Consider the following 25,236-nt stretch of genomic DNA (forward strand, 5'->3'; position numbering starts at 1 on the left):
GCTTCAGGGCTGGCGGGCATTGATGATCACCGTGGCGTAGACCTCATTGATGAAGGCCTGGTGGGTCGGAATATGGAAGTTCACGGCGATCTGTCCGACTTCGCCTGCGTAGTTCTGCAGCTCGGTCGTCAGCAGGCCGGTCGCGTCGTTGCCGGTGAAGGTGAACAGAAGGTGCGTGACTTGTTCGAGCTCGATGTTCTCGTCGAGCGCAGCGTCGGTGATCCGGTCGGACAGATCCTCCTCCCCAATGCCGAGATATTTCTCCGCCAGGAACAGCAAGGCGTGGGGGCTCGGCCTTTCGTCGAACGTACCGAGGCCCGCGCGCGCCTTGGTGATGGTCGCCGCCGTCATATTGGTGCCGCTCTTGGCCTCGCCCTTGAGGAACCTCAGTTCGTCGTCGACGATGCGAAAGCCGATCAGATCGTCGCCCCGCATGGCCATGTTGCGGTGGTCGCGCCACTGCAGACGGTTCACTCCGATATTGTAGTCGGTCAGCTCATTCACGAAGGCCGTGCCGAGGATCTCGCCCAGGTCACCGGACCTGAGCCGCGCGGTCTGGGGCAGCCGCTGCTCGATCAGGCCCGCGGATTTCACCTTGCCGCGCCGACGCAGGACGTGCGCGAGCTCTCGCGCCGTGACGTAATGGGATGGCATGATCCCGGCGACTTCGTCCCGACCAGTGGAAAGCTGGTTCGGTTTGCCGGTGATGGCGTGCAGTTGATGGGCGCCAACGTCACTGACGGCCGCATCGCACCATAGGTTCAGTTTCGCCACGCCCCCTCCTTCATTTCGCTGCCGCAGTCTGAGCCGCGTGCTTATTTGTCATATCCCCGTGAGGCCAGCGTGGCACCTGCCGCAACTGCGAGCGGACGTTGGATGGCCAGCCAGAAGCAGACCTTCGTGTGCATCGGATCTGAGAACTGCTGCCGCTCGGAGCGCTTTTTAGTCTTGGCGGGATATCGTTACCTGTTTCGCACCGACTTACATGTAACCGCTGAAACGGCCGCGTCACGCGAGGGCGGCTACGCTCGCCATTCTCGACTGGTCGCGGATCCATTTCTTCGCCATCGCCAGGCTCTGGCGATAGTCGTCGGCCGCCATCGACAGGGACTCAGGCGAGGTTGCGCGTTCGAGATCTTCCGGGGACCAATCGTCCAGAACGCGCTTTGCCAGCGCAAAACAGGTCGCCTTGCCGACACGATAGGCCAAGGTGCGACGGGCCGCTCCGAGCGCCATCGCCCGAACCTGTTCCGGATCATCCCCGTCGGTCAGGTCATTTGAAAGCTCCTGAGCCATCCGCTCGACGATCGGATAGAGGCCGTTGACGAAGAGCGTCTGGACGTCGGGATCCTGCGCGAGCAGGAGGCCGGTGTTCCGGTGGCGGATCTGTGCAGGAAGCACGGGCTGAGCTCGCCGACCTTCTACAAGTGGAAGGCCAAGTATGGCGGCATGGACGTGTCGGAGGCCCGGCGTCTGAAGGCGCTGGAAGAGGAGAACGCCAAGCTGAAGCGGATGCTGGCGGACTCGATGCTGGACAACGTCGCGCTGAAGGATCTGCTGGGAAAAAAGTGGTGACGCCCGCTGCGCATCGAGCGGCGGCGGCGCACCTGCAGTCGGCTTACGGGATGAGCGAACGGCGGGCCTGCCGGGTGCTGGGCGTGGACCGGACGAGCGTCCGCTACCAGGCGATACGACCGGACGATGGCGCGCTGCGCGATCGGCTGAAGGCTCTGGCTCAGGAGCGCCGGCGGTTCGGCTATCGCCGCCTGCACGTGATGCTTCGGCGCGAGGGGCATGCGGTCAACAAGAAGCGGGTCCAGCGGATCTATCGCGAGGAGAAGCTGACGGTGCGCCGGCGCGGCGGGCGTAAACGGGCCATGGGCACGCGGCGTCCGCTGGAGATCCCATTGGTCGCGAACCAGCGCTGGTCGCTCGACTTCGTGTCCGATCAGATGACCGATGGGCGGCGCTTCCGCATCCTGACGGTGATCGACAACTGCACGCGGGAATGCCTCGGCCTCGTTGCCGACACCTCGCTGTCGGGCCGGCGAGTGGCGCGCGAGCTGGACGCCATCATCCTGCGACGTGGGCGACCCGAGACGATCGTCAGCGACAACGGCACGGAATACACATCCAACGCCATCCTGGCCTGGGCCGACGACGCCGGTGTGGGCTGGCATTACATCGCGCCGGGCAAGCCCCAGCAGAACGGCTTCAACGAGAGCTTCAATGGTCGCCTGCGCGACGAGCTGCTGAACGAGACGTTGTTCCGATCGCTGCCGCACGCCCGTGTCGTGCTCGAAACCTGGCGGCGCGACTACAACGAAACCCGGCCGCATTCGAAGCTTGGCTGGCTGACGCCCAAGGCCTACGCCGAGGCGCTCACCGGACACATCGGCCGGCCTGCTGCGCTAGTTGATGGCTGCGCAGACCGGCCTCTTGCCACCCCAGCCAATCACGGCTCAGATCACCAAAGGACTCTCGTTATGGCTGGATGAGAAACGGGGGTCACGTCAGTTCGCCCATCTTCCAGGTGCCTTGACCCATTGAAGGAACGACTTCCCCGCCTGGCAGCGTCACGCGTTTCATGTGCTTTCATCCTATCAGATGTGTTCGGATATTCGTTCGAGCGAGGCGGATAGGTAGATCCCCGCCACGCACAAATAAATATCGATACTTGGTGTCACAACTTTCCGCGGCTGCTCAAAAATCCTGTCGAACGCTGCGGTCTCCCGGAACGGGATGATGATTTGGGCATGCGGACTTCGGTCGGAGTGGGCATTGCTGCAGATCGACAGAGGCTTGTTGCAAGAACACCGAGGACGAGCTCGCTTCGACCATCACACCGCAGCCGGCCATCGATCGAGTGCCATTTTGGCGATGGAGAGCAGTTCGTTGATCGTAGCGCCGTCGCGCGCCTGAACGGACATGCCTTCCATGACCGTATTGAAGAATTTGCCTAGGACGGCCGGATCGGCATCGGCCGCAAGCTCGCCGTGCGCGGCGCCGCGTTGCAGACGCTCGATCAGGAGGGCCTCCGCCGCGATACGCTTGTCGCGCAGCAGGCATTCGATGGCGGCGGACGCCGGCGACACGGCTGCCGCTGCCGAATACATGAAGCAGCCGGCCGGCGTTCCAGGTTCGGAGAACGTTGACGCCGCTCGTTCCAGCAGGCCCGTGACAGCCTCGAAGGTGGACAACGCCGGATCGTTGATGGGTGCATAGAGGTGGACGCTGAACGTGGCGGAATAGCGCTCGATCACCGCCGCGAACAGCCCCGCCTTGTTGTCAAACGCCGCATAGAGACTGGCGGCGGCGACGCCAGTCTCCGCCACCAGATCGGCCATCGACGTCGCCTCGTAGCCGCGCTGCCAGAAAAGCCGTACCGCCTTGTCGAGCGCAGCGTCAGTGTTGAACTCTCGAGGGCGGCCTGCGCCACGACGGGCTTTCGTGTCTGTCATGTCTGGTGCCCGATATGGAATGATCGATAAATAATAGCTTGAACCTTGTCGCTGACATCGATACAGAACGATCGTTCAATAATCAAGGAGTGTCCCATGAGCCGCATCGTCCGTATCCACGAATATGGCGACGCCAGCGTCCTCAGGATTGAAGATGTGGCAGTGCCCGCGCCCGCGGCCGACGAAGTGCAGATTGCGGTGAAGGCGATAGGCATAAACCGCGCCGAGGTGATGTTCCGCAACCATGCCTACCTTCAGGAAGCCGAGTTCCCTAGCCGACTCGGCTACGAGGCTGCCGGCACTGTCGTTACGGTCGGGGCGGACGTGACCGGGTTTGCGGAAGGCGAAGCCGTCAGCGTCATCCCCCCGCTCGATATCGCGCGCTGGGGCACCTATGGCGAGGTCGCCAACGTGCCCGCCCGCCTCGTCGTCAAGCATCCGGCGGCGCTGTCGTTCGAGGAAGCGGCGGCCGTGTGGATGCAGTATGTCACCGCTTGGGGCGCGCTGGTGGAGCAGGCGAAGCTCGGCAAGGGCGATTTCGTCATCGTCACCGCTGCTTCCAGCAGCGTCGGGCTTGCTGCCTTCCAGATTGCGCGGATGGTCGGCGCGACGGTGATCGCGACGACGCGTACCGGCGCCAAGCGCCAGGCCCTGCTTGATGCCGGTGCACATCATGTCGTCGCGACCGGGGAAGAGGATCTGGTAGCAAAGGTGATGGAGATAACCGATGGTGCAGGTGCGCGCGTGGTGCTCGATCCGGTCGGAGGCCCGTCGTTCGAGCAGCTGACCGCGAGCATGGCGCGCGGCGGCATCCTGCTCGAATATGGCGCGCTCAGCGGCGAGCCAACGCCGTTCCCGTTGTTCTCCGTGCTGGGCAAGAGCCTCACGCTCAAGGGTTATCTCTACAGCGAGATCGTCTCGGACGACGCCGCCCTTGATCGCGCCAAGGCGTTCATCGTGGCGGGTCTGGAATCGGGCGCGCTCAAGCCGCGGATCGCGCGCACTTTCCCGCTCGACGCCATCCAGGACGCGCACCGCTTCCTCGAATCGAACGACCAGATCGGCAAGGTCGTCGTTACGGTCTGACCGGCAAACCCGGGGGAGCGAGCGATGGCTCCCCCCTCCCAGACACAGGATCGGACCCTAAGCGCGCATGCCGTCGTTGCTTGTGGCGCAGGCTTGAGAGCATGATGCTCCTCGTCCGCGTGCCAGACCTGTCTCAGGGTAACATGGCGGCTATGCCTGCCCGATCTGGGGGCGAATTTGGAGATTGGCCAGGGAACCTCGCCTGATTACAGAAGCGCCAGTCTCTGGACAGGATTGAAACTCCCCCCCTGTATAGTATGCTGAAGCGATTTCTCGGGAAAACGCGATGCCACATTCATCAGAGGACAAAAAGCGAGCCATCACACGCTTGCGGCGTATCAAGGGCCAGGCGGACGCTCTGGAACGCGCGATCGAAGCCGGGGCCGATTGCGCTCCCCTGCTGCAGCAAATTGTCGCCATGCGTGGCGCGACAAACGGGCTGATGGCAGAAGTGATGGAGAGTCACCTCAGGGAAACATTCGGTTCCGGCGCAGATCCGGCCCTCAAAAGCGAGGGTGGCGAACACGATGACGGCGTGGAGGGCGTAATGAAGATCCTGCGTACATATCTCAAGTAGCGATTTCAGGCTCATTTTCTTGCCCGTGTTCTCCCGCAGTTGGAAGCCAGCCCCTGCTGCCTTCTCTGGTTTGAGATCCTCATCAGGACACCTCTTGTATACTGGCAGGGAGTATCTTAAAGATACTCCCTGCCAGTATGAGAGCGACGACGAATTTGCGATGACGCAACGGCCTCGCGCCGGCAATCAATTTCAATCAACTAGGGTATCCCAACATGAAATCTCGCGCCGCTGTAGCCTTCGAGGCGGGCAAGCCACTCCAAATCGTCGAGATTGATGTCGCCCCACCCCGGAAGGGCGAAGTGCTCATCCGGGTAACCCACACCGGCGTATGCCACACCGATGCGTACACGCTGGCGGGCAGTGATCCGGAGGGTGTTTTCCCGGTGGTTCTGGGCCACGAGGGGGCGGGCATCGTTGTCGAGGTCGGTGAAGGCGTCACCAGCGTCGGGCCGGGCGATCACGTGATCCCGCTCTACACCGCCGAGTGCCGCAAGTGCGACTTCTGCCTGTCGGGCAAGACCAACCTGTGCGTCGCTGTCCGCGAAACGCAGGGTAAGGGCTTGATGCCCGATGGGACCACCCGCTTTTCGTACAATGGTCAGCCCCTCTATCATTACATGGGTTGTTCAACCTTCAGTGAATATACTGTCGTCGCCGAAGTCTCGCTCGCCAAGATCAATCCCGAGGCAAACCCCGAACATGTCTGCCTGCTCGGCTGCGGCGTCACGACCGGCATCGGCGCAGTCCACAATACCGCCAAGGTCCAGCCCGGAGACTCGGTCGCCGTGTTCGGCCTCGGCGGCATCGGCCTCGCGGCAATTCAGGGTGCGCGCCAGGCGAAGGCGGGTCGCATCATCGCCATCGACACCAATCCGTCCAAGTTCGAGCTGGCACGCCAGTTCGGTGCGACCGAGTGCATCAACCCCAAGGACCATGACAAACCCATCCAGCAAGTGCTGATCGAGATGACGGGCTGGGGCATTGATCATACCTTCGAGTGCATCGGCAACGTCCACGTCATGCGCGCCGCGCTTGAATCAGCGCACCGTGGCTGGGGTCAGTCGATCGTGATTGGCGTTGCCGGCGCGGGCGAGGAAATCTCCACCCGCCCGTTCCAGCTCGTCACGGGCCGCGTATGGAAGGGGTCCGCTTTCGGTGGCGTCAAGGGACGGACACAGCTCCCCGGCATGGTCGAGGACGCGATGAGAGGCGATATCGATCTGGCCCCGTTCGTTACCCACACCATGGGTTTGGAGGAGATCAACGAGGCGTTCGACCTGATGCACGAAGGCAAGTCGATCCGCACGGTCATTCACTACTGACCCGCCGATCCGAAGCGGCGCGAGGCGCTCGGATCGACAACTCGGCCTTCATCATGGCCCGACCCCGGCCATGATGAAGCGCGCTCTGGCAACTGGGCAACGTGTCGCGATGCGGTAACAACCGCCGAAGTGCAATCGTTACATGCCGATAGCGGCACGGACCAGGGCCGCCTGGCCCAGGCGCTTACCAGCGGAGTGTGTGTGGCCTCGTCGCGCGACCCAACGGGAAAAATGGTTTTGTCGTAACCTTTGTCTAATGCTGGAAAAATATTTCAAAGGTTCCGAACATCGGGCCAGCCTGGCCGTTGGATGTATTGAGTCGGAAATGCATTCATCTTTTACCCCGACCGTAATGAACCACAGGCCGCACGGGCGGATATGGCGGGAAGACTGAATTGAAGGACAAGGATATACACGCGACGACGCCGGCCACCGATCATGGGCATGCGGGACCTCCCGCTTGCGTGCAGGTTCGTGGCGCGCGCCAGAATAACCTAAAAAATGTGGACGTCGATGTACCGCGTGACGCCTTCGTGGTGTTCACCGGCATATCGGGTTCGGGCAAGTCATCGCTTGCGTTCGGCACCCTTTATGCCGAAGCGCAGCGGCGTTATCTGGAATCGGTTGCGCCCTATGCCCGTCGCCTTATCGACCAGGCCGGCGTGCCAGAGGTCGACACGATCGACGGATTGCCGCCTGCGGTCGCGTTGCAGCAGCAGCGCGGCTCGGCCAACGCGCGATCCTCGGTCGGCAGCGTGACGACGCTCTCCAGCCTGGTGCGGATGCTCTATTCCCGCGTCGGCGAATATCCGCGCCATCAGCCCATGCTCTATGCGGAGGATTTCTCCCCCAACACGGTCGCGGGGGCTTGCGCGACCTGCCACGGCATCGGGCGCGTATATGACGCGACCGAAGAGACGATGGTTCCTGACGACAGCCTCACCATTCGCGATCGGGCGATCGCCGCCTGGCCGACCGCCTGGCATGGCCAGAACCTGAGGGATATCCTCGTTTCGCTCGGCTATGACGTCGACACGCCGTGGCGCGACCTGCCGAAAAAGGATCGCGACTGGATTCTCTTCACGGAAGAGGCGCCGACGGTGCCGGTCTATGCGGGTCTGACGCCCGAACAGACCCGGACGGCGCTCAAGCGCCGCATGGAGCCGAGCTACCAGGGCACCTTCACCGGCGCGCGCCGCTATGTGCTGGAAACCTTCGCCAACACTAAAAGCGCGCTGATGAAGAAGCGCGTCTCGCAATATATCATCGGCCGCGATTGCCCGACCTGCGACGGCAAGCGCCTGAAGCGCGAAGCCCTGTCGGTTAAATTCGCCGGCCTCGACATTGCCGAGTTCGGCGACCTGACGGTGCTCAAGCTGAAGGACTTGCTGATGCCCGTCGCGCATGGCGAATATGGGGCAGTCTCCGCCCCCTCAAAGGGCCATGTTCTGGAAAAAGCGGCCCGCGATGCAGCGGTCGAACAACGGGTTGCGGCGGGCGGCTCTGCGCACAAGAGCGCGCCCGACGTACGCCGCACGCCCAATCTCTCCGAAGAGAAGCGGATCGCCGCCCAACGCCTTGCCTGCGAATTGATCGAGCGGCTAGAGCCGCTGATCGATCTTGGCCTTGGCTACATTTCGCTCGACCGCAGCACGCCGACGCTCTCCTCCGGAGAGCTGCAGCGCTTGCGGCTTGCTACGCAATTGTCGTCACAGCTTTTCGGCGTGGTCTATGTGCTTGACGAGCCTTCGGCAGGGTTGCACCCGGCAGATGGCGAAGCCTTGCTCACCATTCTCGAGCGTCTCAAGGCGGCGGGCAACTCCCTGTTCGTCGTCGAACATGATCTCGACGTGATCCGCCGCGCGGAATGGCTCGTCGATGTCGGGCCAGGAGCCGGGGAAAAGGGCGGTGAAGTCCTCTACAGCGGGCCGATAGAGGGGCTTGCCGACGTCGAGACTTCGATCACCCGCCGCTACCTGTTTGCAGAGCCGCTCCGCAGTGAGCGCACACCGCGCGATCCTAAGGCATGGCTACGCCTGGAAGGGATCAGGCGGAACAATCTCCATGGTCTCGACGTCGAGTTTCCCATCGGCTGCTTCACCGCTGTCACCGGCGTTTCGGGATCGGGCAAATCCAGTCTTGTCAGTCAGGCGCTGCCCGAGCTCGTCACGGAACACTTCGGCGGCTCCGCCGTGGCCGAGGAGGCGGATATCGATCCGCTGCTCGATCGTGCTCAGAACGATACTGAAGGACGCATTATCGCAGGCATGGAGCATGTTCGCAGGCTGGTGCGGGTCGATCAGAAACCGATCGGCCGCACGCCGCGCTCGAACCTATCCACCTACAGCGGCATGTTCGATCATGTGCGAAGGATCTTCGCTGATACGCCGCTCGCCCGCCGGCGGCACTATAGCCCGGGAAGGTTCTCGTTCAACGTCGCGCAAGGCCGCTGCCCTGTGTGCGAGGGCGAGGGATACGTTATGGTGGAGCTGCTATTCCTGCCGAGCGTTTTTGCGCCGTGCTCGACCTGTCATGGCTCTCGCTACAACCCGCAAACGCTCGAAGTCGAATGGAACGGGCGCAATATTGCCCAGGTGCTCGAACTGACGGTCGACGATGCGTGCGATTTCTTCGCTGGCGAGGCATCCGTGATGCGCTCCCTCGATGTAATGCGGGAGATCGGTCTTGGCTATCTGAGGCTCGGACAGCCGGCGACCGAGCTGTCTGGCGGGGAAGCGCAGCGCATCAAGCTGGCGGCTGAACTGCAACGCGCTCAACGCGGCAACACGATCTACATCCTCGACGAGCCAACTTCGGGGCTTCACCCCTCCGATGCGGACCGGCTGATGCAACATCTGCAGGGCCTCGTCGACGCCGGCAATACGGTTGTAGTCGTAGAACATGACATGCGCGCCATCACACAGGCGGACTGGATCATCGATCTGGGACCGGGGGCCGGGGAAGACGGTGGCCGTATCGTTGCCAGCGGCGTCCCTGGCGTCGTTGCGGAAGCGGAAGGCAGTCTCACCGCTCCCTATCTTAAAGCGGCGCTGTAGGTCTTGAACCTAGTCGGTATCCAGGTCGCAAGAACAGCAGAGCTAGTGTGGTGGCGGTCGGTCGGCTGGGACCGCCCGGTAACGGTCGGGAGGCCACGAGGGGACCGAACCCGGAGTCGACTATGTGAAAGAACCCGGACCCTACAATGGGTCAAGCCTAGAAGCCTATCAGAGCCGCCGAGAAGTTCACCGCGGTTGACGCGACTTAACATTTGACTGCTCGTCCGGCGCGCCGTGGTCGTCTGATACGCGGCGTAGCGGATGACCATCATCAGCGGCCATCCGCTACGCCTGTCTCGCGTGGACCTTCTTCCGTGAGCGGGCCTCAAATGGTTTGCCGAGGCCGCCCCGTCTTTACTTGCCGGCTGCGAGCCCAGCGCTCACGCCTGCCGCGACTTCCTCTATGAATTTGGCACAGAAGGCGGGTAAATCATTGGGGTCGCGGCTTGTGACAAGGCCGTTGTCGACTACGACTTCGTCATTGACCCATGTACCGCCGGCGTTCTCGATATCGACCTTCAGCGTTGGGTAGGACGTCAAGGAACGCCCTTAAGCACGTCAGCCTCAATCAATGTCCAAGGTGCATGGCATATAGCCGCGACCGGTTTTTTTTGATCGAAGAAAGCCCGGATGAAACCAATTGCCTCGCCGCTGCCGCGAAGCTTGTCGGCGCCGACAGTCCCTCCGGGCACAACAAGGCCGTCGAAATCGTCGGCTTTGACCTCGGCAAACGTCTTGTCGATAGTATAGCTGCCGCCCTCGTCAAGGTCGCTATTGACTGTGCGAGCCACGCCCGCTTCAAAACTGACCACGGTCACTTTGCCGCCAGCCTCCTCGATAGCTTGCTTGGGCTTCGAGAATTCTGGCTCTTCCGTCCCGCGGGGCGCGATCAGAACGGCAACTGATTTGCCCTCTAACGTCATAACTTATTCCCTATTCCGTAGAAGACTAAGGTCAGGCGGTCGGCTTAAGCGCGACCTTTGTCCATCCATCATCGCGCGCATCGAAATGCTTGTAGGCGTCTGGTGCCTGATCGAGCGGCAGTCGGTGCGAGATGATTTGGCCAGGATTGGCCCGGTCTTGCTCGATAAGCTTCATCAGTCGCCGGTTGTAGTGCTTTACATTGCACTGGCCGGTGCCGATCTTCTGGCCCTTGAACCAGAAGTTGCCGAAGTCGAACGCCATCTTGCCTTCCTTCTGGAGATCGTCGGGCGCGTTCGGGTCTTCCGGAATGAACACGCCGACGACGCCGATTCCGCCGGTGGCCTTCGTGCTTTTGACGAGGCAGTTCATCGTGTAATTGCTGCGCTCCTTGCCGTGGCGATCGCAACACTGATACCCGACCGCCTCGACCCCCCGGTCGGTCCCGAGGCCGCCGGTCGCGTCAAGGATCTGCTGGGCGGGATCGCCCTTACGCATGTCGATCGGAATAGCGCCCATCGCCTCGGCCAGTTTCAGGCGGTCATCGTGAGAATCGACCACGAAAATCTGAGCGGCACCGCGGATTTCGGCTGAGTGCGCGGCCATTAAACCGACCGGACCGGCGCCGTAGATCGCGATGCTTTCGCCAGGCAGGAACCCTGACAGTTCGACGCCATGCCAACCCGTCGGGAAGATGTCGGAGAGCATGACATAGTCATCCTCCTTCTCCTCAGCGTCCTCAGGCAGTTTCAGGCAATTGAAGTCCGCATAAGGAACGCGCATGAACTCGGCCTGACCACCTTGCCACGGACCCATCTCGGCAAAGCCATACGCTGCGCCGGCGGTTCCAGGGTTGGTCGTGAGACAAAAACCCGTCAAACCGCGTTCGCAATTTTCGCAGAAACCGCAACCGACGTTGAACGGCATGCACACGCGATCGCCCTTCTTGATACGATCCACGGCAGCGCCGACTTCGACGACCTCGCCAAGGTTTTCGTGACCGAAGACCTTGCCCTTCTCAAAGCTGGTGCGGCCCTCATACATGTGAAGGTCCGACCCGCAGATATTGGTCGTGGTCAGCCGGATGATAACATCGGTATGCTTTTCGATCTTGGGATCATCGATGGTGTTGACAGAAACATCTTTGGGCCCGTTGTACACGACAGCTTTCACGGATCTTTCCTTTCACAGCTCTTCTCAACGCGTCATCAAATCGAGAGCTTGGTGATGATCCGGTCCATCGCAACGGCGGACGACATCGCCTCCTTCCAAGTGATCTCAGTTTCCTGAACCTTCTGCTACCTGAGAGGTTCCTTCCCGTAGGGCCGTCCTGGGATCGATTCACGGCGGTTTTCTGAATGACTGGGCTAGAACGGCCGAATAACGCGCCGAATTGATGTGCTTAAGAATCTCCCGCGAACCAATGGTGCCCTTACGTCGGGACACATCAACGGCACCTTCTCAGTAAATTCAGAAGTGTGATAAGCGCAAAAGAAAAGGCCATCCACTTTCGCGGATGACCTGTCGTATTCATTTATTCATTTCCCGATCCGACCGGGCCATCCATTCCGGATGGAGACGCGAGCCTTACCCTGCAGTCAGACGGCAGCTTAGGGTGCCGACCGCTCCGCTATTTCGCGGCCAGCAGGGTGAACTTGTGAATCTGCGGCGGTTCAGAAAACAGTTCTTCTGCCTTGTCCATCAGTGCGGCGGCAACCTTGCCGTCAAGATGGGCCTGCCGATCCTCCTCTGTGTCGAACGTATCGAAGATCGCGTACGCACCGGGACCTTCCTCGATCGCATACCAGGTCAGAGTGCCCGGCTCAGCTTGAACGAGCGGCAATGCCGAGGTCAGGAAATTGGCGACATCGCGCTCTTTTCCGGGCTTGGCCTTCAGTGGCACATACAGCGCGAGTTTAGGCATCATCGACTCCTCAAATTAAACGGACAGATATCATTTGGCAAAGTAACGGACAAGCGGGCCGGAACGTTCCTAGGAGGCGGAGCACACGCGGCCCTGCCTCCTCGTCGAAATCAGAACTGCTGTGCGGTCGGCCGGATGACGATCGCGTTGACGTCGACGTCATCAGGTTGTTCTACAGCGAACGCGATAGCACGCGCCACCGATGCCGCCGGGATGGCCTGCTTGTAGAAGTCGAGCACCGTCTCGGCAGCCGTGCCAGACGTCGTGAACTTCAAATCGCTTTCGACAGCTCCAGGCTCGATTGACGTGACACGGACCTTTTCCCCCACCTCGTGGCGCAAGCCCTCGCTGATCGCGCTGACGGCGAACTTGGTGCCGGAGTAGACCGTGCCGCCCGGTGCGAAGACCTTGATGCCCGCAACCGAGCTCAAGTTGATGATGTGACCGCTGCCCTGCTCGAGAAAACCGGGAAGGGCCGCCGCGATGCCGTAGAGCGTACCCTTCAGATTGACGTCGATCATCTGGTCCCACTCGTCGGTGTTGACCTCGGCCATCGGACGGATCGGCATCAGCCCGGCGTTGTTGATCAGCACGTCGAGGCGGCCGAAGTCGGCAATGATTGCGGCGACGACGGACTGGACCGCCGATTTGTCGGTCACATCCAGCGCGTAGCTACGTGCCGTGCCGCCAGTTGCGGCGATGTCCGCGACGACCTCGTCGAGCCGGTCCTTGCGCCGCGCGGCGATGGCCACCTTCGCGCCGCGTTCCGCGAGAAGACGCGCGGTTTCTGCGCCGATGCCGGTGCTGCCGCCGGTAATGAGAACGACCTTGCCTTCGATACCCTTGGTCATGACTGTATCCCTTCAAGTCAGTTGTTGATTTTTCGCCGGATCGCGGCTCCGCCTCAGCGGTAGCCGCGTGGATCAATGAGGCCCAAAAGGCACCACGCGAAGCGCAGGTGCCAACCGGCCGATCATCCGCAACTCGTCTGTGTCGAAAGCCTGTACAAGCCGTGCCGAACCCACCCATTCTTCAGGCTTGTCCATTGGCACCATCCTCAGATCGCCGAGACAGGGTTGAGGAGAAACGCGGTGCGCTCGGCCAGATCGTCGATCTGAGAGAGGTAGTTCTGGAAGTGTGGCGTCGCGCGGTGGGCGGCGACTGCATCAGCGTCCGCGTACAGCTCGTCGAGCACGAAACGGTTCGGATAGCTCTGGTCCTGCCAGAGATCGTAGCGCAAATTGCCCGGTTCGGCACGGCTCGGCTTTAGCATGGCGTCGAGCAGAGCGCGCAGGCGGTCGACGGTATCCGCACGGGCGGTGAGGACGGCGACGATCTTCACGTTGGCGGACATGGCACCGTTCCTTGTCTTGGTTATATCCGTGGGCGGGCGCACCCTCAGCGCCCCGCCGGTCATCCTGGTACTCACGCAGCGGCGCGATCGAGGGCTTCGATCAACGCGTCGGCCATGGCCCGGTCCGACGCCGGATTCTGACCCGTGATCAGCTCCCGGTCCACGACGACATTCGAAGCGAAGTTCTTGTCGGTGACCGAGACGTCACCACTGGCCGACCGCAGCGCCTTTTCCATGTCGAACAATAGCTCGCCCTTTAGCACTTGCTCCTCAGCGATCTTCTCCTCGTTCGCCGAGAAGACGGTCATGCGGTAGCCCGCGTAGATCCAGTCTCGCGCGAGGTCGGCCGCCCCGGCGTCATCGCCTTCCTCCAGCGCCTTGCGGAAGGCCGAAGCATCCTCGAGCGCGGCGACAACGACCACCGGTCCGTGGCAGAGGAGCGCGGTCGGCTTGGCCGCTGCGTGGAAGTGACGGAGGATCGTGCCCACATCGCGGTCCACCATGAGGTCGACGATGGGCGCGTGACCTCCCGGCACGAACACGCCAGCGAAGCCGTCCAGACCCTCCTCGACGACCGATTTAAGCGTACGCACGTCGTTCATCGCCGGATGGCGGGCAAAAAAATCCTTGGCGCGCTGGAATGCAGTCTCATCGCCGCCAAAATGATCAGCCGAAACGGAGACGGCGTCGATGTGCGGCTTGGCCCCGTTGGGCGTGGCGAGAACAATGTCATAGCCGGCGTCGAGCAGAGCCAGCGCAGGGACCGCCGTCTCGTTGAGATACTGACCGACCGTCGCGGTACCGCCGCCACGCAGACCGAGTTGTGTCGCGTTCGACCCAAGAACGAGAACCTGACCCTTGCTCATCTGAACCTCCATGTGCGCGGTGTCCGTCGCCGATGGACGGGAAATGGGCCTCGTTGACATATTCCAGAAGTTTATCTTTCTAATGTCAGATATACGTCTAACAGGATGACTGGATGCGCTACGATCTGAACCTGCTGCCGATCTTCGTCGCGTTGATGGAGGAGCGCAGCGTTACCCGGGCTGCCGAGCGCATGGGCATGACGCAGCCCGCCCTGTCTAACGCCCTGTCGCGTCTGCGACAGATGCTTCAGGACCAGCTGTTCGTCCGCGAACGCTATGGCGTCCAGCCGACCCCGATCGCGCTTGAACTTTCGCCGCTGATCGCCGAGGCACTCGCGCAGCTCGACGACGCGGTCCTCGGTCAGCAGGCCTTCGACCCCGCACAGGCCGAACGGCTGTTCACGATCGCGCCGAACGGCTATGTCGAGTTCGTCATCGTCCCCGCTATCTTGGCGCGCCTGGAGAAGGTCGCGCCCGGCATAAAGCTCCGCCTGACGCCCTTCGGCAACGATCTTGCGGAAACAGGCGTCGTGTCGGGCACGACGGCGCTCGTGCTGGGCCGCATCGTCGACCCGCCCGACAACCTCGTCGTCCAGCATCTGATGGACGAAGGGCTCGCCTGCGCCGTCCGCGCCGACCATCCGGCCATCGGCGATGCCATGACGCGCGAGCAGTTCGAGACGATGAAGCATGTCAACATCGTGCCGCCCGGACGGATGCGCGCCGGGCTGTTCCAGGCGCTGGCGCAGCAGCAGCTGAAGCGCGACGTCGCGATCTCCGTGACAAACTTCTTCGCGGTAGCCGAGATGGTGGCGGTGACCGACTATTGCGCCACCTTGCCCTCGCTCATCTGCAGGCGGCTGATGCACGACCCCCGGCTGAAGATCCTGCCGGCTCCGGTCGACCTCGGCAGCTTTCCCGTGGAAATGGCCTGGCACGTCCGTTACCGGCACGATCCCGCACACCGCTGGCTACGGGCGCTGATCGGCGAGGTCATCACCGACTTCAAGGGCAAGACGGTAGCGACAGCCATGCCGTCGCAAGCGTGATGGACGTCTGTCGGCCGCGCGACGCCGGTTGACTTCCGTAAGCGCCCTTAAAGGCTGAGGTTCCGCTTGCGCATTTCCACCGACGCCATCTCACGAAGCGGCATCGGCTCACCGCGGGCGAAGAGATGGACGCGTGAGCGGACGTTGGCCTTGGCCACCGTCACGGGTTCGCTCAGGAAGGTGAACGGCGCCTACGCGCCGATACCGTTGAAAAAGTCGCCTGACTGATCGGCTTGAAGAGCGACATGGTCAGGCGGTGACGAAGTTCGTGACGCTTCAGGCCTTTAGGCGTGCGCCGGAGCGGCTTGAAGCGGGATCATGCGGGCCATTTTGCGCAGGTTCTGGGCGGTGGCGGCGAGGAGGAACTCGTCGCGGGCGCCGCAGGGACCGCGAAGGCGCAGCCGGTCCAACCTGAGGATGCGCTTGAGGTGGGCGAACAGCATCTCGACCTTCTTCCGCTCGCGCCGGGAGGTGACGTAGGCGTCGGTCCTGGCGATGTCGCGGGCGACGTCCCTGGCGTCGTCGTGGATGGAACGGGTCACCTTCCGAGCCGGCCCGTTGGGGCAGCAGTTGGGTTTGAGCGCGCAGGCGTCGCAGTCGATCTTGGAGGCGCGATACCGATAGGTGTCATCCGGCGGTGTATCGGGGTGATCGGCGCGGAAGGCTCGCCGATATTGCTTCAGCTCCTTCCCGCCTGGACAGCGATAAAGGTCGGCGGCACGGTCGTAGGTGAAGTCGGCCCGGGAGAAGGTCCCGTCCGTCCGGCCAGACTTGTCGATGATCGGGATGTGCGGGGCGATCCCGTGGTCGTTGATCAGCCATTCCAGCATCTCGGCCGAGCCATATGCGGTGTCGGCGGCAAGGCGATCAGGGTGGAGGTCATGCCGCTCCCGGACCCGCTCGATCATGGTGCGGGCCGCAGTCAGCTCGGCCGGCTGCACGGCGGTGGAGGCTTCGACATCGACGATGACGGCGTGTTCCAGATCGATCAGGTAGTTGGTGGCATAGGCTTGAGCGAATCTCCCGGCCCACCTGGTCCAGGTTCCAGCCCAGCCGCTCTCTCGGGCACAGACCGGACCTTCAAGGGGGAAGTCGGGAGCGAGATCGGGCTGCAAGGGATGATGGTTTCAGTGCACCTGAAAGCGGACCTTCCGAACTTCACCTAGGAGTCAAAACTCGGCCTTGCGCAGGAAGTCGCTCACGCGCTTCGCTGACCATAAACTAGCCAGCAACAGACTGAAAATGATGAAATCAGTATGCACGAGAATGAAAGCCGGCAACTCTGGGCATTCGAATCGCAGCGCGCGAGCTGCCTTCTCTCGACCGGCCAAGGCCGAAGCGCGGCGTTAGCCGCCTCTGTCGCATGCCGTTGATAATATGCAGCCTTTGAGCGTAGCGGCTGCTGCGAAACCAAGTCATAAACCTCGTGTTCCTGCCTCTTCTGTCGGCGAGAACCGCAAGCGCAGCTTGGCGTGAGAGCACCTCGTTGACATCGAGGGGGTCACAGGTTCAATCCCTGTCGCGTCCACCATTCCTTCTCTTTCCATATCGACCTGACCGGTTCATGGGATCAGAATGACCATGTCCGCTCCCTTGCGCCGATTGATCGACCTGCCGGGCGTCAACGACCTCGAGCTCAAGGCGCTGATGAAGCCACGCTATGCCGACGAGGCGTATCGGTCAGAGTTTCCCGACATCGACGACTGCGCCCGCGCCGCCTTCGGCCTGAGCGTGGACGAGGCCGAGGCCATCGCCCTGCCCGCCGACTGGGACGGCATCGACCGGCTGGAAGGGCAAGACCGTATCGAGGCGTTCGAGGCCGAGGGCTGGGACGTGACCAGTGACCGGCGCAAGCCCCTGCGCATGCTGGACCAGTTCGCCCTGCCGCTGGCTCTGGCCATGCGCGGCGTGGCGGGCGAACTGCCGTTCCAGCCTGATGACGATACGCCCGAGCCCTGGGGCGCAGGCATGGCCGCCGAGGCCGCGCGGTTCAGGAAGCGCTGAGCCCCCTCGCTTCCGCCGGACTGGACCGGGCGCGCATCCGGGGGCAATGAAGCGCCATGGCGAACCTGTTCGATACCCCCTCCCCCAGCCAATGGCGCGAACTGGCCCAGAAGGCGCTGAAGGACCGGCCTCTGGAAAGTCTGGTCCATCTGGATGCGGACCAGCTGGCGGTTCGGCCGCTTTACGCAGAGGCGACGACGGTCGAGCCCATCTTCGCACCCCGCCCGACGGATGCGGAGGGGCGGGCCTGGGACCTGCGGACGCTTGTCGAGGGCGACGCGCCCGACGCCGTCAATTCGGCGGTGCTGGCCGATCTGACCGGTGGGGCGGCCTCCGTAATCCTGAAGGGCGCGATCCTGAACGACAGCGAGCCGCTGGCGCGGGCGCTGGACGGCGTCGCACTTGAGCTGGCAGCGGTCGGGCTGGATGCGGGTCTGGACGGGCCGGATGCGGCCAATGCCCTGGCGGTCGTGGGCAAGGGCTCGCCGCGCGCAAAGCTGATGTTCCACCTGGACCCCCTGTCCGCCTTTGCCGAGGCGGGCACATCGCCGCGTCCGATCGAGGCGCATCTGGAACTGGCGGCCAACACAGCCGCCCGGCATGCCGGGGCCTATCCGGACGCCAGCCTGTTCATGGCCGGCGGGCGGGTCGTGCACGAGGCGGGCGGTTCGATCGCCCAGGAGCTGGCCTTCATCCTGGCCAATGCGGTGGCCCTGGCCAGGGCAGCGACCGACGCGGGCATGTCGGCCGAGGCGGCCCTGAGGGCGACCGTTCTGGGGGTGTCGGTCGATGCCGAATATTTTGACGGCCTGGCCAAGGTGCGGGCCCTGCGCATGTTGTGGAAGACGCTGACGGGGGCCTTCGGCTTCGAGGCTCCCGCCATGATCGAGGCGCGGTCGTCGCGGCGGATGCTGAGCCGTATCGATCCCTGGCCCAATCTTCTGCGGCTGACAGCGGCGGGCTTCGCGGGCGCGGTCGGCGGGGCCGATGCGGTGGTGGTCGATGGCTTTTCGCGCGCCGCCGGACGGCCCGACGCCTTTGCCCGGCGACAGGCGCGCAACACACAACTGGTGCTGATGGAGGAGGCCAATCTGGGTCGGGTGGATGATCCGGCCTCCGGCTCCTGGTACCTCGACGCCCGCACCCGCGATCTGGCCGAAGCGGCCTGGGCCGAGTTCCAGATCATCCAGGCGGAGGGCGGTCTGATCGACGCTCTGAAGGGCGGACTGATCCAGCCGCGCGTCGCGCGGGCCCGGGCCCTGCGCGAACAGGCGCTGGCCAATGGCGCGGCACAGATCGTGGGGGTAACCAAATACGTCGATGCAGAGCCGCGTCCGGCCCCCGTCGAAGATGAGCCGATGATGGTGGCTCATGGGGGCGGCGACACCTGCGAACCCCTGACGCCCATCCGCTTTGCCGCTGCCTTCGAGACGAATGACCAGGGAGAGACGCAATGAGCTTTCCCGACTTCTCCCGCGTCCTTCTCGACACATCGGCCACGGGCACCGGACCGGAGCGCGACGCCTGGCGCACGCCCGAGGGGCTGACCGTCGCCACAGCCTATGACGCCGGGGCCGTACAAGGGTTGGACTTCATCCACGGCCTGCCCGGCATCGCGCCTTATGTGCGCGGCCCCTATCCGACCATGTATGCGGGCAATCCGTGGACGATCCGCCAGTACGCGGGCTTCTCCACCGCCGAGGCGTCCAATGCCTTCTATCGCCGCAATCTGGCGGCGGGTCAGAAGGGGCTGTCGATCGCCTTCGACCTGGCCACGCACCGGGGCTATGATTCCGACCATCCGCGCGTCGCCGGCGACGTCGGCATGGCGGGGGTGGCGATCGATTCCATCCTGGACATGCGCACCCTGTTCGACGGCATCCCGCTGGACCAGATGTCGGTGTCGATGACCATGAACGGCGCGGTCCTGCCGATCCTGGCGCTCTATGTAGTGGCGGCGGAGGAGCAGGGCGTGCCCCATGCGGCCCTGACCGGCACCATCCAGAACGATGTCCTCAAGGAGTTCATGGTCCGGAACACCTACATCTATCCGCCCGCGCCCTCGATGCGGATCATCGCCGACATCTTCGCCTGGACGGCGCAGGAGACGCCCAAGTTCAATTCCATCTCCATCTCCGGCTATCATATGCAGGAGGCGGGGGCGTCTGCGGATATCGAGCTGGCCTACACCCTGGCCGACGGGCTGGAATACATCCGGGCGGGCGTCGATGCGGGCATGGCGGTGGACCGGTTCGCGCCGCGTCTCAGCTTCTTCTGGGCCATCGGCATGAACTACTTCATGGAAGTGGCCAAGATGCGGGCGGGCCGCCTGCTGTGGGCCGAGGCGGTCAAGGCCGAGTTCGGTGCGACCGACCCGCGGTCGCTGTCCCTGCGCGCCCACTGCCAGACCTCGGGCTGGTCGCTCGCGGCGCAGGACGTGTTCAACAATGTGCCGCGCACCATGGTCGAGGCCATGGCGGCGGCGGGCGGTCAGACGCAGAGCCTGCATACCAATGCCCTGGACGAGGCCCTGGCCCTGCCGACGGACTTCTCGGCCCGGATCGCGCGCAACACCCAGATCCTGCTGCAGATGGAGACCGGGCTGACCCGCGTCATCGATCCTTGGGGCGGCAGCTACTATGTCGAGCGGCTTACCCACGAATTGGCCGAGCGGGCACGGGCCCACATGGCCGAAGTGCGTGAACTGGGCGGCATGGCCAAGGCCATCGAGGCGGGCATCCCCAAGCTGCGGATCGAGGAGTCGGCGGCAAAGACTCAGGCCCGGATCGACACGGGGCAGCAGACGGTCGTGGGCGTGAACCGCTATCTGAACGACACCCTCGACGACATCCCCATGTTGAAGGTCGACAATGCCGAGGTCCGCGCCCGCCAGATCGAGAAGCTGCAGAAACTGCGGGCCGAACGCGACGAGGCGAAGACGCAGGCCGCTTTGAATGCCCTGACCGAAGGCGCTCGAGGCAAGGCCAATCTGATGGAGCTGTCTGTGCAGGCCGCGCGCGCGCACGCCACGGTCGGCGAAATCTCCGACGCGCTGGAAGCCGCCTTCGGACGCCATGTCGCCAGGGTCCAGACTGTCCAGGGTGTCTATGCGAAAGAGGCCGGGGAAAATCCAAGGATATCCAGGGCCCGCGACATGGTCGCCGCCTTCGTCGAGAACGACGGCGGGCCGCCCCGCATCCTGATCGCCAAACTGGGCCAGGACGGGCACGACCGGGGTCAGAAGGTGGTCGCCACCGCCTATGGCGACCTGGGGCTGGAGGCCGTCGCCGGGCCCTTGTTCCAGACTCCGGCCGAGGCCGCGCGCGACGCCGTGGCCAACAACGTCCATGTCGTGGGGGCCTCGTCCCTGGCCGCCGGCCACCTGACGCTGGTGCCCGAACTGAAGGCTGAACTGGCCAAGCTGGGGCGGCCCGACATCATGATCACCGTCGGCGGGGTGATCCCGCCGGGCGATGTCCAGACCCTGATCGACATGGGGGCCGCCGCCGTCTATCCGCCCGGCTCCGTCATCGCCGACACGGCCATCGACCTGATCGAAAAGCTGAACCAGCGGCTCGGCTACGCCCAGAAGGCTTAGGGCTTATAGGATGACGGCAGGGCCGCGACCTCTTCGGTCGTCAGCCGCTCACTGATCCGCACGCGACAGACGCTGGCCGGCGTGGTCGAACCCGGCACGACCAGACGTGCCCAGTCGTCCGTGCACAGACGGCTGCCGCTCAGCCCTGCGCCATCCGGCAGGATGGCCAGGCGATGGGCGAAATCCAGATCGTTGCAGCCACCCGCCGCATCCAGCCGATAGACGTCGCTGCGGCCCACCTTCAGATAGACCTCTGTGGCGCGCCCCTGACGGAAGTTGTTGACCTGGCCGACGTTGAAACACTGGCGCTCGGGTCGGACTGCGGACGCCGTCTGTGTCGGATCGCCCGACATGGGCGCACAGGCCGCAAGGACGGATGGGATCATCAGGGCGATGAGGGTGGTGACGCTACGCATGGCTGGCTCCACGACAGCCCCCGCTGTCGATCAAGGGTCCGCCGTTTTCGCCGTTTCCGCAAGGGCCGACGCCCTGCCACGCCCCGGATAGAGGCGAGCGGCCAGGTCGTTTGGCAGCGGTGGCGGCGTTCCGGTCGCCAGGGCGGCGACATGCTCGGCCAGCAGCGGCGCGACGCAGAAGCCGCGCGACCCAAGACCGCCCAGAACGTAGAGACCCGGTCTATCGGGGACCGCGCCCGCGAGCGGCAGGCGGTCCGGCGTCGTGGCACGTATGGCCGCGCGGCTGTGCATCGTCCCGGGCATCAGAACGGCTGTCTCGAGCAGGCGGGCCGAGAGCGTGGCAAGGTTGCGGGCCGTATCCTCAGTTGAGGCCGCCGTATCGACACGACCCCGATCATGGGTCGCGCCAAACAGAAAGCCCTCGCCCGTCGGCACGCGATAGCCGCCCCAGGCGACCGGAGCGACGAGCGCGTCGCCCTCGACATCGACCCAATCCGCCTGGCCCCGGACCGGCGACAGAGGCAGATCATCCGCCAGCGCCGCCGTGCCCCAGCCCGCCGCCACGACCACGACGTCCGCTGTCAGAATGAGGTCGCCCTTCTCCGACAACAGCCGCCACCCTTTGGCGGTCTGCTCGATACGTTCGACGCTGGCCGTCACCCGATTTGCCTCGGCCAGCCAGGCCTCCAGTACGGGCGCGGGCCGAACAGCAAGGGCGGAAGCCATCATCAGCCCTCCGGTCTCGACGCCCTCCCCCAGATGAGCCGAGGCGGTCGCGGCATCGACGACGGTCATGGTCCCCGCTGGCCAGAGGTCCTGATCGGCGATCTTGCGGTACCGACCGGCATCGCGCGCTGCCTGTTCCAGTTGCAGCACACCATGCGCGACCACCGCCTCTGGCACAGCGGCATACAGCGCCCCCGCACGCACCAGAGCCTGGGCGTGAAGGGCCGCGATCTCGCCGTCTCCCGCATCCAGTCGCGGGGTGACCAGGGCCGCCGGAAAGCCGGAGCCGCCCGCACCGGCCTGTTCGGCCTCCACCACCGTGATGCGATGGCCCAGGGCGGCGAATGCCCGCGCCAGGGAGGCCCCCGCTATGCCTGCGCCGATGACGGCGACCGTCGCAGGTAAGGCCTCCTGCATCGTACCTGGCAGCCGCGCCTCCAGCCGCTCGCGCTTGCGACCATGGCCCGGGCGTTTGTCCACCTGAAAGCCGCGCTCGCTCAAACCGCGCCGCACGGCCCCGGCGACGGTGAAGGTGGCAACCCGTGCCCCCGGTGCCGACCGGGCGGCAATGGCGTCCATCACCGCGTCCGACCACATGCCGGGATTTGTCGAGGGGGCGAACCCGTCCAGGAACCAGGCATCGGCCTGTCCCGACCATTCCGTCAGGGCCCATTGCACATCGCCGACCGCCAGATCCAGCGTCGCCCCTAACTTCGGCAGGCTAACGCGGTGAAAGCCCGGCGTGCCGGCAGGCCAGCGGTCGAGCAGCGCCTGAGCGACCGCCTCCATCTCCGGCCACGCCGATAGAGCGCGCGCGGCCTCATCCCTGCCGAGGGGGAAGCCTTCCATGGAGAAGACATGCAGATGGCCATCGGCCGGTCGTTCTTGCCGCCACAGATCCAGCAGGGCGACGATGTTCAGCCCCGTACCGAATCCCAGTTCGGCCACGGTGAAATGCCGCCGTCCCGCCCAGGCGTTGGGCAGGTCGCAGCCGGTCAGGAAGACTGCCCGGCTCTCGGCCAGACCGTCTTCCTTTGAAAAATAGACATCGTCGAATCGGCCCGAGCGCGGCGCGCCGTCATCGGCCCACAGCAGACGCGGCGAGCGGGCGCTCAATGGCCCGACGCGTGTTCGGCAGTGGCGGCAGGCGCGGCTTCAGCCGATGCCGCATGATCGCCCGACGCCGCATCGTGACCTTCGGCAGCCGGAGTTCCATTGGCGGGCGCAGTCGCGGTGGGTGTCGCGGCGGCCGGCGCTTCGGCTGCGGCGCGGGCATCCTCGACCGCCTGCTCCATTGTGACGACCTCTTCGGTCGCAGCCTCGGCATGGTCGCCATCCGCCGCCTCGGCGGCGTGCGCCTCAGGTGCCGCCTCTTCGGCGGGCTTGCTGCACGCCGCAATCGTCAGCACGGACAAGAGCGAGAGGGTCAGGGCGGCGCGGGGAAAGCGCATGAGGGGGCCTTGGGTCGGGGGCGATGACGACTTTGCCTAACAGACATTGGCACCGGTCGCACCCGATGCCCTCACCCTTCAGCCATGAAAAAGGGCCGCCCTTGCGGGCGACCCTTCTCTCGCACAGCCGAAAGGCTGAGACGTTCGTCTTATTGTGCCGGGGCCATTGCGCCGTCGGCGGCAGGAGCCATTGCACCGTCAGCGGCAGGAGCCGGAGCCATTGCGCCTTCGGCGGTGGCGGCAGCGGCGTCGGCCGTGGCAGCAGCGGCTTCAGTGGTGGCTTCGGCAGCCTGCGACGTGGCGTCGGCAGCGGCCTGGGTCGCGTCGGCGGCGGCTTCGTTGGCGTCAGCGGCGTTGTCTTCAGCGGCAGGGGTGCAGGCGGCCAGGGCCAGAGCGGCGACCGAGGCAGCGACCAGAGCGGTGATGCGCATGAGTGTTTCCTTCAGAAGGTTATGCGGGATCAGACGCCCCCGCGAGGCGGAGTGAACGCCAAGGCGAGGCGTCAGGCAAGCGAAATTATCACGCGTTCGTGAACGCTGATCACGCCGCCGCGGGGGCTGCCGACAGGGTTTCTTCCATCTCGGCGAACGACGGCTGGGCCGAGGACGGAATATCGCCGCGACCGATCTCGATCGAAATCTGGGCCGCATTGCCGTGCAGGTGGGCGACCAGAACCGAACGGATGATCTTGTAGTAGGAGCCGTCGTCGTCGACGATCTGTTGCAGGCGCGCAGCCAGTGGCCCGACCAGACCGTAGGCCAGGAAGACGCCCAGGAATGTGCCGACCAGGGCCCCGCCGATCATGCCACCCAGAACCTCGGGCGGTTCGGTGATGGCGGCCATCGTCTTGATCACCCCCAGAACGGCGGCGACGATCCCCAGAGCCGGCAGGGCATCGGCCATCTGTTGCAGGGCATGTGCCGGTCCCAATGCCTCGTGGTGATGCTTCTCCAGCTGCTTTTCCATGGCGTCCTCGATCTGGTGAGGATCTTCCAGGTTCATCGTCATCATCCGCAGGGTGTCGCAGATGAAGTCGGTGGCGAAATGGTCCTTCAGCACCTTGGGATACTGCTGGAAGATGGTGCTTTCGCCCGGCTTCTCGATGTGGCTTTCCAGGGCGATCACGCCCTTGGACTTCATCGTCTTGGTCAGCTGGAACAGCAGGGAAAGCAGGTCCTTGTAGTCCTGCTTCTTCCATTTCGGTCCGCCGAAGATGCGGCCGAAGCTGCCGAGCACGCCCTTCAGGGTGCTGGGCGAGTTGGACATCAGCAGGGCCGCGATCGCCGCCCCGCCGATCATCATCATCTCATAGGGCAGGGAATGGAGGATGACCCCCATCTTGCCGCCGGCGATCGTATAGCCGCCGAAGACCATGCCGAAGAGCACGACGATACCGATGATCTGAAACATGGGGCGGGCGCG

Annotated in this window: 22 protein-coding genes and 2 pseudogenes; 9 read left to right on the forward strand and 15 right to left on the reverse strand. The window is 64.0% G+C overall.

Annotation, left to right across the window (positions count from 1 at the left end; genetic code table 11):
• Positions 1-3: 3 nt before the first annotated feature.
• Both AC4PRM_RS04390 and AC4PRM_RS04395 read right to left on the reverse strand, forming a co-directional pair.
• Positions 4-774, reverse strand: a complete 771-nt coding sequence (locus AC4PRM_RS04390; protein ID WP_492038928.1) for a Hachiman antiphage defense system protein HamA — start codon at positions 772-774, stop codon at positions 4-6.
• Positions 775-1,008: 234 nt separating this feature from the next.
• Positions 1,009-1,401: a hypothetical protein gene (locus tag AC4PRM_RS04395; protein ID WP_492038929.1), complete on the reverse strand. Its 393-nt coding sequence runs from the start codon at positions 1,399-1,401 to the stop codon at positions 1,009-1,011.
• Here AC4PRM_RS04395 and AC4PRM_RS04400 point away from each other — a divergent pair.
• Positions 1,312-2,498 (forward strand): IS3 family transposase gene (locus tag AC4PRM_RS04400; RefSeq protein ID WP_492039185.1). Its coding sequence is split into 2 segments (ribosomal slippage): positions 1,312-1,567 and positions 1,567-2,498, totalling 1,188 coding nucleotides; the frame shifts between segments, so codons are not numbered across the junction. The genes AC4PRM_RS04395 and AC4PRM_RS04400 overlap by 90 nt on opposite strands.
• Before the next feature lie 342 nt (positions 2,499-2,840).
• On the opposite strand, the gene AC4PRM_RS04405 is transcribed toward AC4PRM_RS04400, so the two are convergent.
• A complete protein-coding gene (locus tag AC4PRM_RS04405) occupies positions 2,841-3,461 on the reverse strand; it encodes a TetR/AcrR family transcriptional regulator (protein ID WP_492038930.1) in 621 nt (206 codons plus the stop codon).
• A gap of 96 nt (positions 3,462-3,557) precedes the next feature.
• Here AC4PRM_RS04405 and AC4PRM_RS04410 point away from each other — a divergent pair, with 96 nt between their 5' ends.
• From AC4PRM_RS04410 to AC4PRM_RS04425, 4 genes are all read left to right on the forward strand, one after another.
• Positions 3,558-4,547, forward strand: coding sequence for a zinc-dependent alcohol dehydrogenase family protein (locus tag AC4PRM_RS04410; RefSeq protein ID WP_373258544.1), 990 nt, complete (start codon positions 3,558-3,560; stop codon positions 4,545-4,547).
• A gap of 286 nt (positions 4,548-4,833) precedes the next feature.
• Positions 4,834-5,124: a metal/formaldehyde-sensitive transcriptional repressor gene (locus AC4PRM_RS04415; protein WP_492038931.1), complete on the forward strand. Its 291-nt coding sequence runs from the start codon at positions 4,834-4,836 to the stop codon at positions 5,122-5,124.
• Between the two features lie 215 nt (positions 5,125-5,339).
• Complete coding sequence (locus AC4PRM_RS04420; RefSeq protein WP_492038932.1) at positions 5,340-6,449, forward strand: S-(hydroxymethyl)glutathione dehydrogenase/class III alcohol dehydrogenase; 1,110 nt, start codon at positions 5,340-5,342, stop codon at positions 6,447-6,449.
• A 395-nt stretch (positions 6,450-6,844) separates the two neighbouring features.
• Positions 6,845-9,505, forward strand: coding sequence for an excinuclease ABC subunit UvrA (locus AC4PRM_RS04425; protein WP_492038933.1), 2,661 nt, complete (start codon positions 6,845-6,847; stop codon positions 9,503-9,505).
• Between the two features lie 354 nt (positions 9,506-9,859).
• Here AC4PRM_RS04425 and AC4PRM_RS04430 read toward each other — a convergent pair.
• From AC4PRM_RS04430 to AC4PRM_RS04455, 6 genes and pseudogenes are all read right to left on the reverse strand, one after another.
• Positions 9,860-10,428 (reverse strand): annotated as a pseudogene (locus AC4PRM_RS04430) (type 1 glutamine amidotransferase domain-containing protein).
• Between the two features lie 31 nt (positions 10,429-10,459).
• Positions 10,460-11,599 carry a glutathione-independent formaldehyde dehydrogenase gene (locus AC4PRM_RS04435; protein ID WP_492038934.1) on the reverse strand — a complete coding sequence of 380 codons (1,140 nt, stop codon included), beginning with the start codon at positions 11,597-11,599 and terminating at the stop codon, positions 10,460-10,462.
• A gap of 457 nt (positions 11,600-12,056) precedes the next feature.
• Positions 12,057-12,353 carry a putative quinol monooxygenase gene (locus AC4PRM_RS04440; protein ID WP_228518583.1) on the reverse strand — a complete coding sequence of 99 codons (297 nt, stop codon included), beginning with the start codon at positions 12,351-12,353 and terminating at the stop codon, positions 12,057-12,059.
• Between the two features lie 107 nt (positions 12,354-12,460).
• Positions 12,461-13,201 carry an SDR family oxidoreductase gene (locus AC4PRM_RS04445; RefSeq protein WP_095687338.1) on the reverse strand — a complete coding sequence of 247 codons (741 nt, stop codon included), beginning with the start codon at positions 13,199-13,201 and terminating at the stop codon, positions 12,461-12,463.
• 206 nt (positions 13,202-13,407) lie between these two features.
• The gene (locus AC4PRM_RS04450) at positions 13,408-13,704 is read right to left on the reverse strand and encodes a putative quinol monooxygenase (protein WP_492038935.1); all 297 of its coding nucleotides are present in this window, start codon (positions 13,702-13,704) and stop codon (positions 13,408-13,410) included.
• A gap of 71 nt (positions 13,705-13,775) precedes the next feature.
• The gene (locus AC4PRM_RS04455; RefSeq protein WP_492038936.1) at positions 13,776-14,570 is read right to left on the reverse strand and encodes a type 1 glutamine amidotransferase domain-containing protein; all 795 of its coding nucleotides are present in this window, start codon (positions 14,568-14,570) and stop codon (positions 13,776-13,778) included.
• 113 nt (positions 14,571-14,683) lie between these two features.
• On the opposite strand from AC4PRM_RS04455, the gene AC4PRM_RS04460 reads away from it, so the two are divergent.
• On the forward strand, positions 14,684-15,619 hold the full coding sequence (locus AC4PRM_RS04460) for a LysR family transcriptional regulator (protein WP_492038937.1): 936 nt from the start codon (positions 14,684-14,686) through the stop codon (positions 15,617-15,619).
• Between the two features lie 284 nt (positions 15,620-15,903).
• On the opposite strand, the pseudogene AC4PRM_RS04465 reads toward AC4PRM_RS04460, so the two are convergent.
• Positions 15,904-16,695 (reverse strand): annotated as a pseudogene (locus tag AC4PRM_RS04465) (transposase); the annotation flags it as partial.
• 499 nt (positions 16,696-17,194) lie between these two features.
• Here AC4PRM_RS04465 and AC4PRM_RS04470 point away from each other — a divergent pair.
• Genes AC4PRM_RS04470 through scpA form a run of 3 tightly spaced genes read left to right on the forward strand, consistent with a single transcriptional unit; the run spans position 17,195 to position 21,221 of the window.
• Positions 17,195-17,623, forward strand: coding sequence for a hypothetical protein (locus AC4PRM_RS04470; RefSeq protein WP_492038938.1), 429 nt, complete (start codon positions 17,195-17,197; stop codon positions 17,621-17,623).
• A gap of 56 nt (positions 17,624-17,679) precedes the next feature.
• Positions 17,680-19,080, forward strand: a complete 1,401-nt coding sequence (locus AC4PRM_RS04475) for a methylmalonyl-CoA mutase family protein (protein ID WP_492038939.1) — start codon at positions 17,680-17,682, stop codon at positions 19,078-19,080.
• Complete coding sequence (gene scpA, locus AC4PRM_RS04480) at positions 19,077-21,221, forward strand: methylmalonyl-CoA mutase (RefSeq protein WP_492038940.1); 2,145 nt, start codon at positions 19,077-19,079, stop codon at positions 21,219-21,221. Before AC4PRM_RS04475 ends, scpA begins: the two co-directional genes overlap by 4 nt.
• On the opposite strand, the gene AC4PRM_RS04485 is transcribed toward scpA, so the two are convergent.
• The 5 genes from AC4PRM_RS04485 to motA all read right to left on the reverse strand — a co-directional run bounded on the left by AC4PRM_RS04485 (position 21,218) and on the right by motA (position 25,224).
• Positions 21,218-21,637: a DUF6491 family protein gene (locus AC4PRM_RS04485; RefSeq protein ID WP_373256951.1), complete on the reverse strand. Its 420-nt coding sequence runs from the start codon at positions 21,635-21,637 to the stop codon at positions 21,218-21,220. The genes scpA and AC4PRM_RS04485 overlap by 4 nt on opposite strands.
• 30 nt (positions 21,638-21,667) lie before the next feature.
• On the reverse strand, positions 21,668-23,479 hold the full coding sequence (gene mnmC, locus AC4PRM_RS04490; RefSeq protein WP_492038941.1) for a bifunctional tRNA (5-methylaminomethyl-2-thiouridine)(34)-methyltransferase MnmC2/FAD-dependent 5-carboxymethylaminomethyl-2-thiouridine(34) oxidoreductase MnmC1: 1,812 nt from the start codon (positions 23,477-23,479) through the stop codon (positions 21,668-21,670).
• The gene (locus AC4PRM_RS04495) at positions 23,476-23,814 is read right to left on the reverse strand and encodes a hypothetical protein (RefSeq protein WP_373256949.1); all 339 of its coding nucleotides are present in this window, start codon (positions 23,812-23,814) and stop codon (positions 23,476-23,478) included. Before AC4PRM_RS04495 ends, mnmC begins: the two co-directional genes overlap by 4 nt.
• Before the next feature lie 149 nt (positions 23,815-23,963).
• Complete coding sequence (locus AC4PRM_RS04500) at positions 23,964-24,245, reverse strand: hypothetical protein (protein WP_492038942.1); 282 nt, start codon at positions 24,243-24,245, stop codon at positions 23,964-23,966.
• 109 nt (positions 24,246-24,354) lie between these two features.
• Positions 24,355-25,224 carry a flagellar motor stator protein MotA gene (gene motA / locus AC4PRM_RS04505; protein ID WP_492038943.1) on the reverse strand — a complete coding sequence of 290 codons (870 nt, stop codon included), beginning with the start codon at positions 25,222-25,224 and terminating at the stop codon, positions 24,355-24,357.
• Positions 25,225-25,236 lie beyond the last annotated feature (12 nt).

The organism is Brevundimonas sp. DW-iso22 (assembly GCF_058725425.1).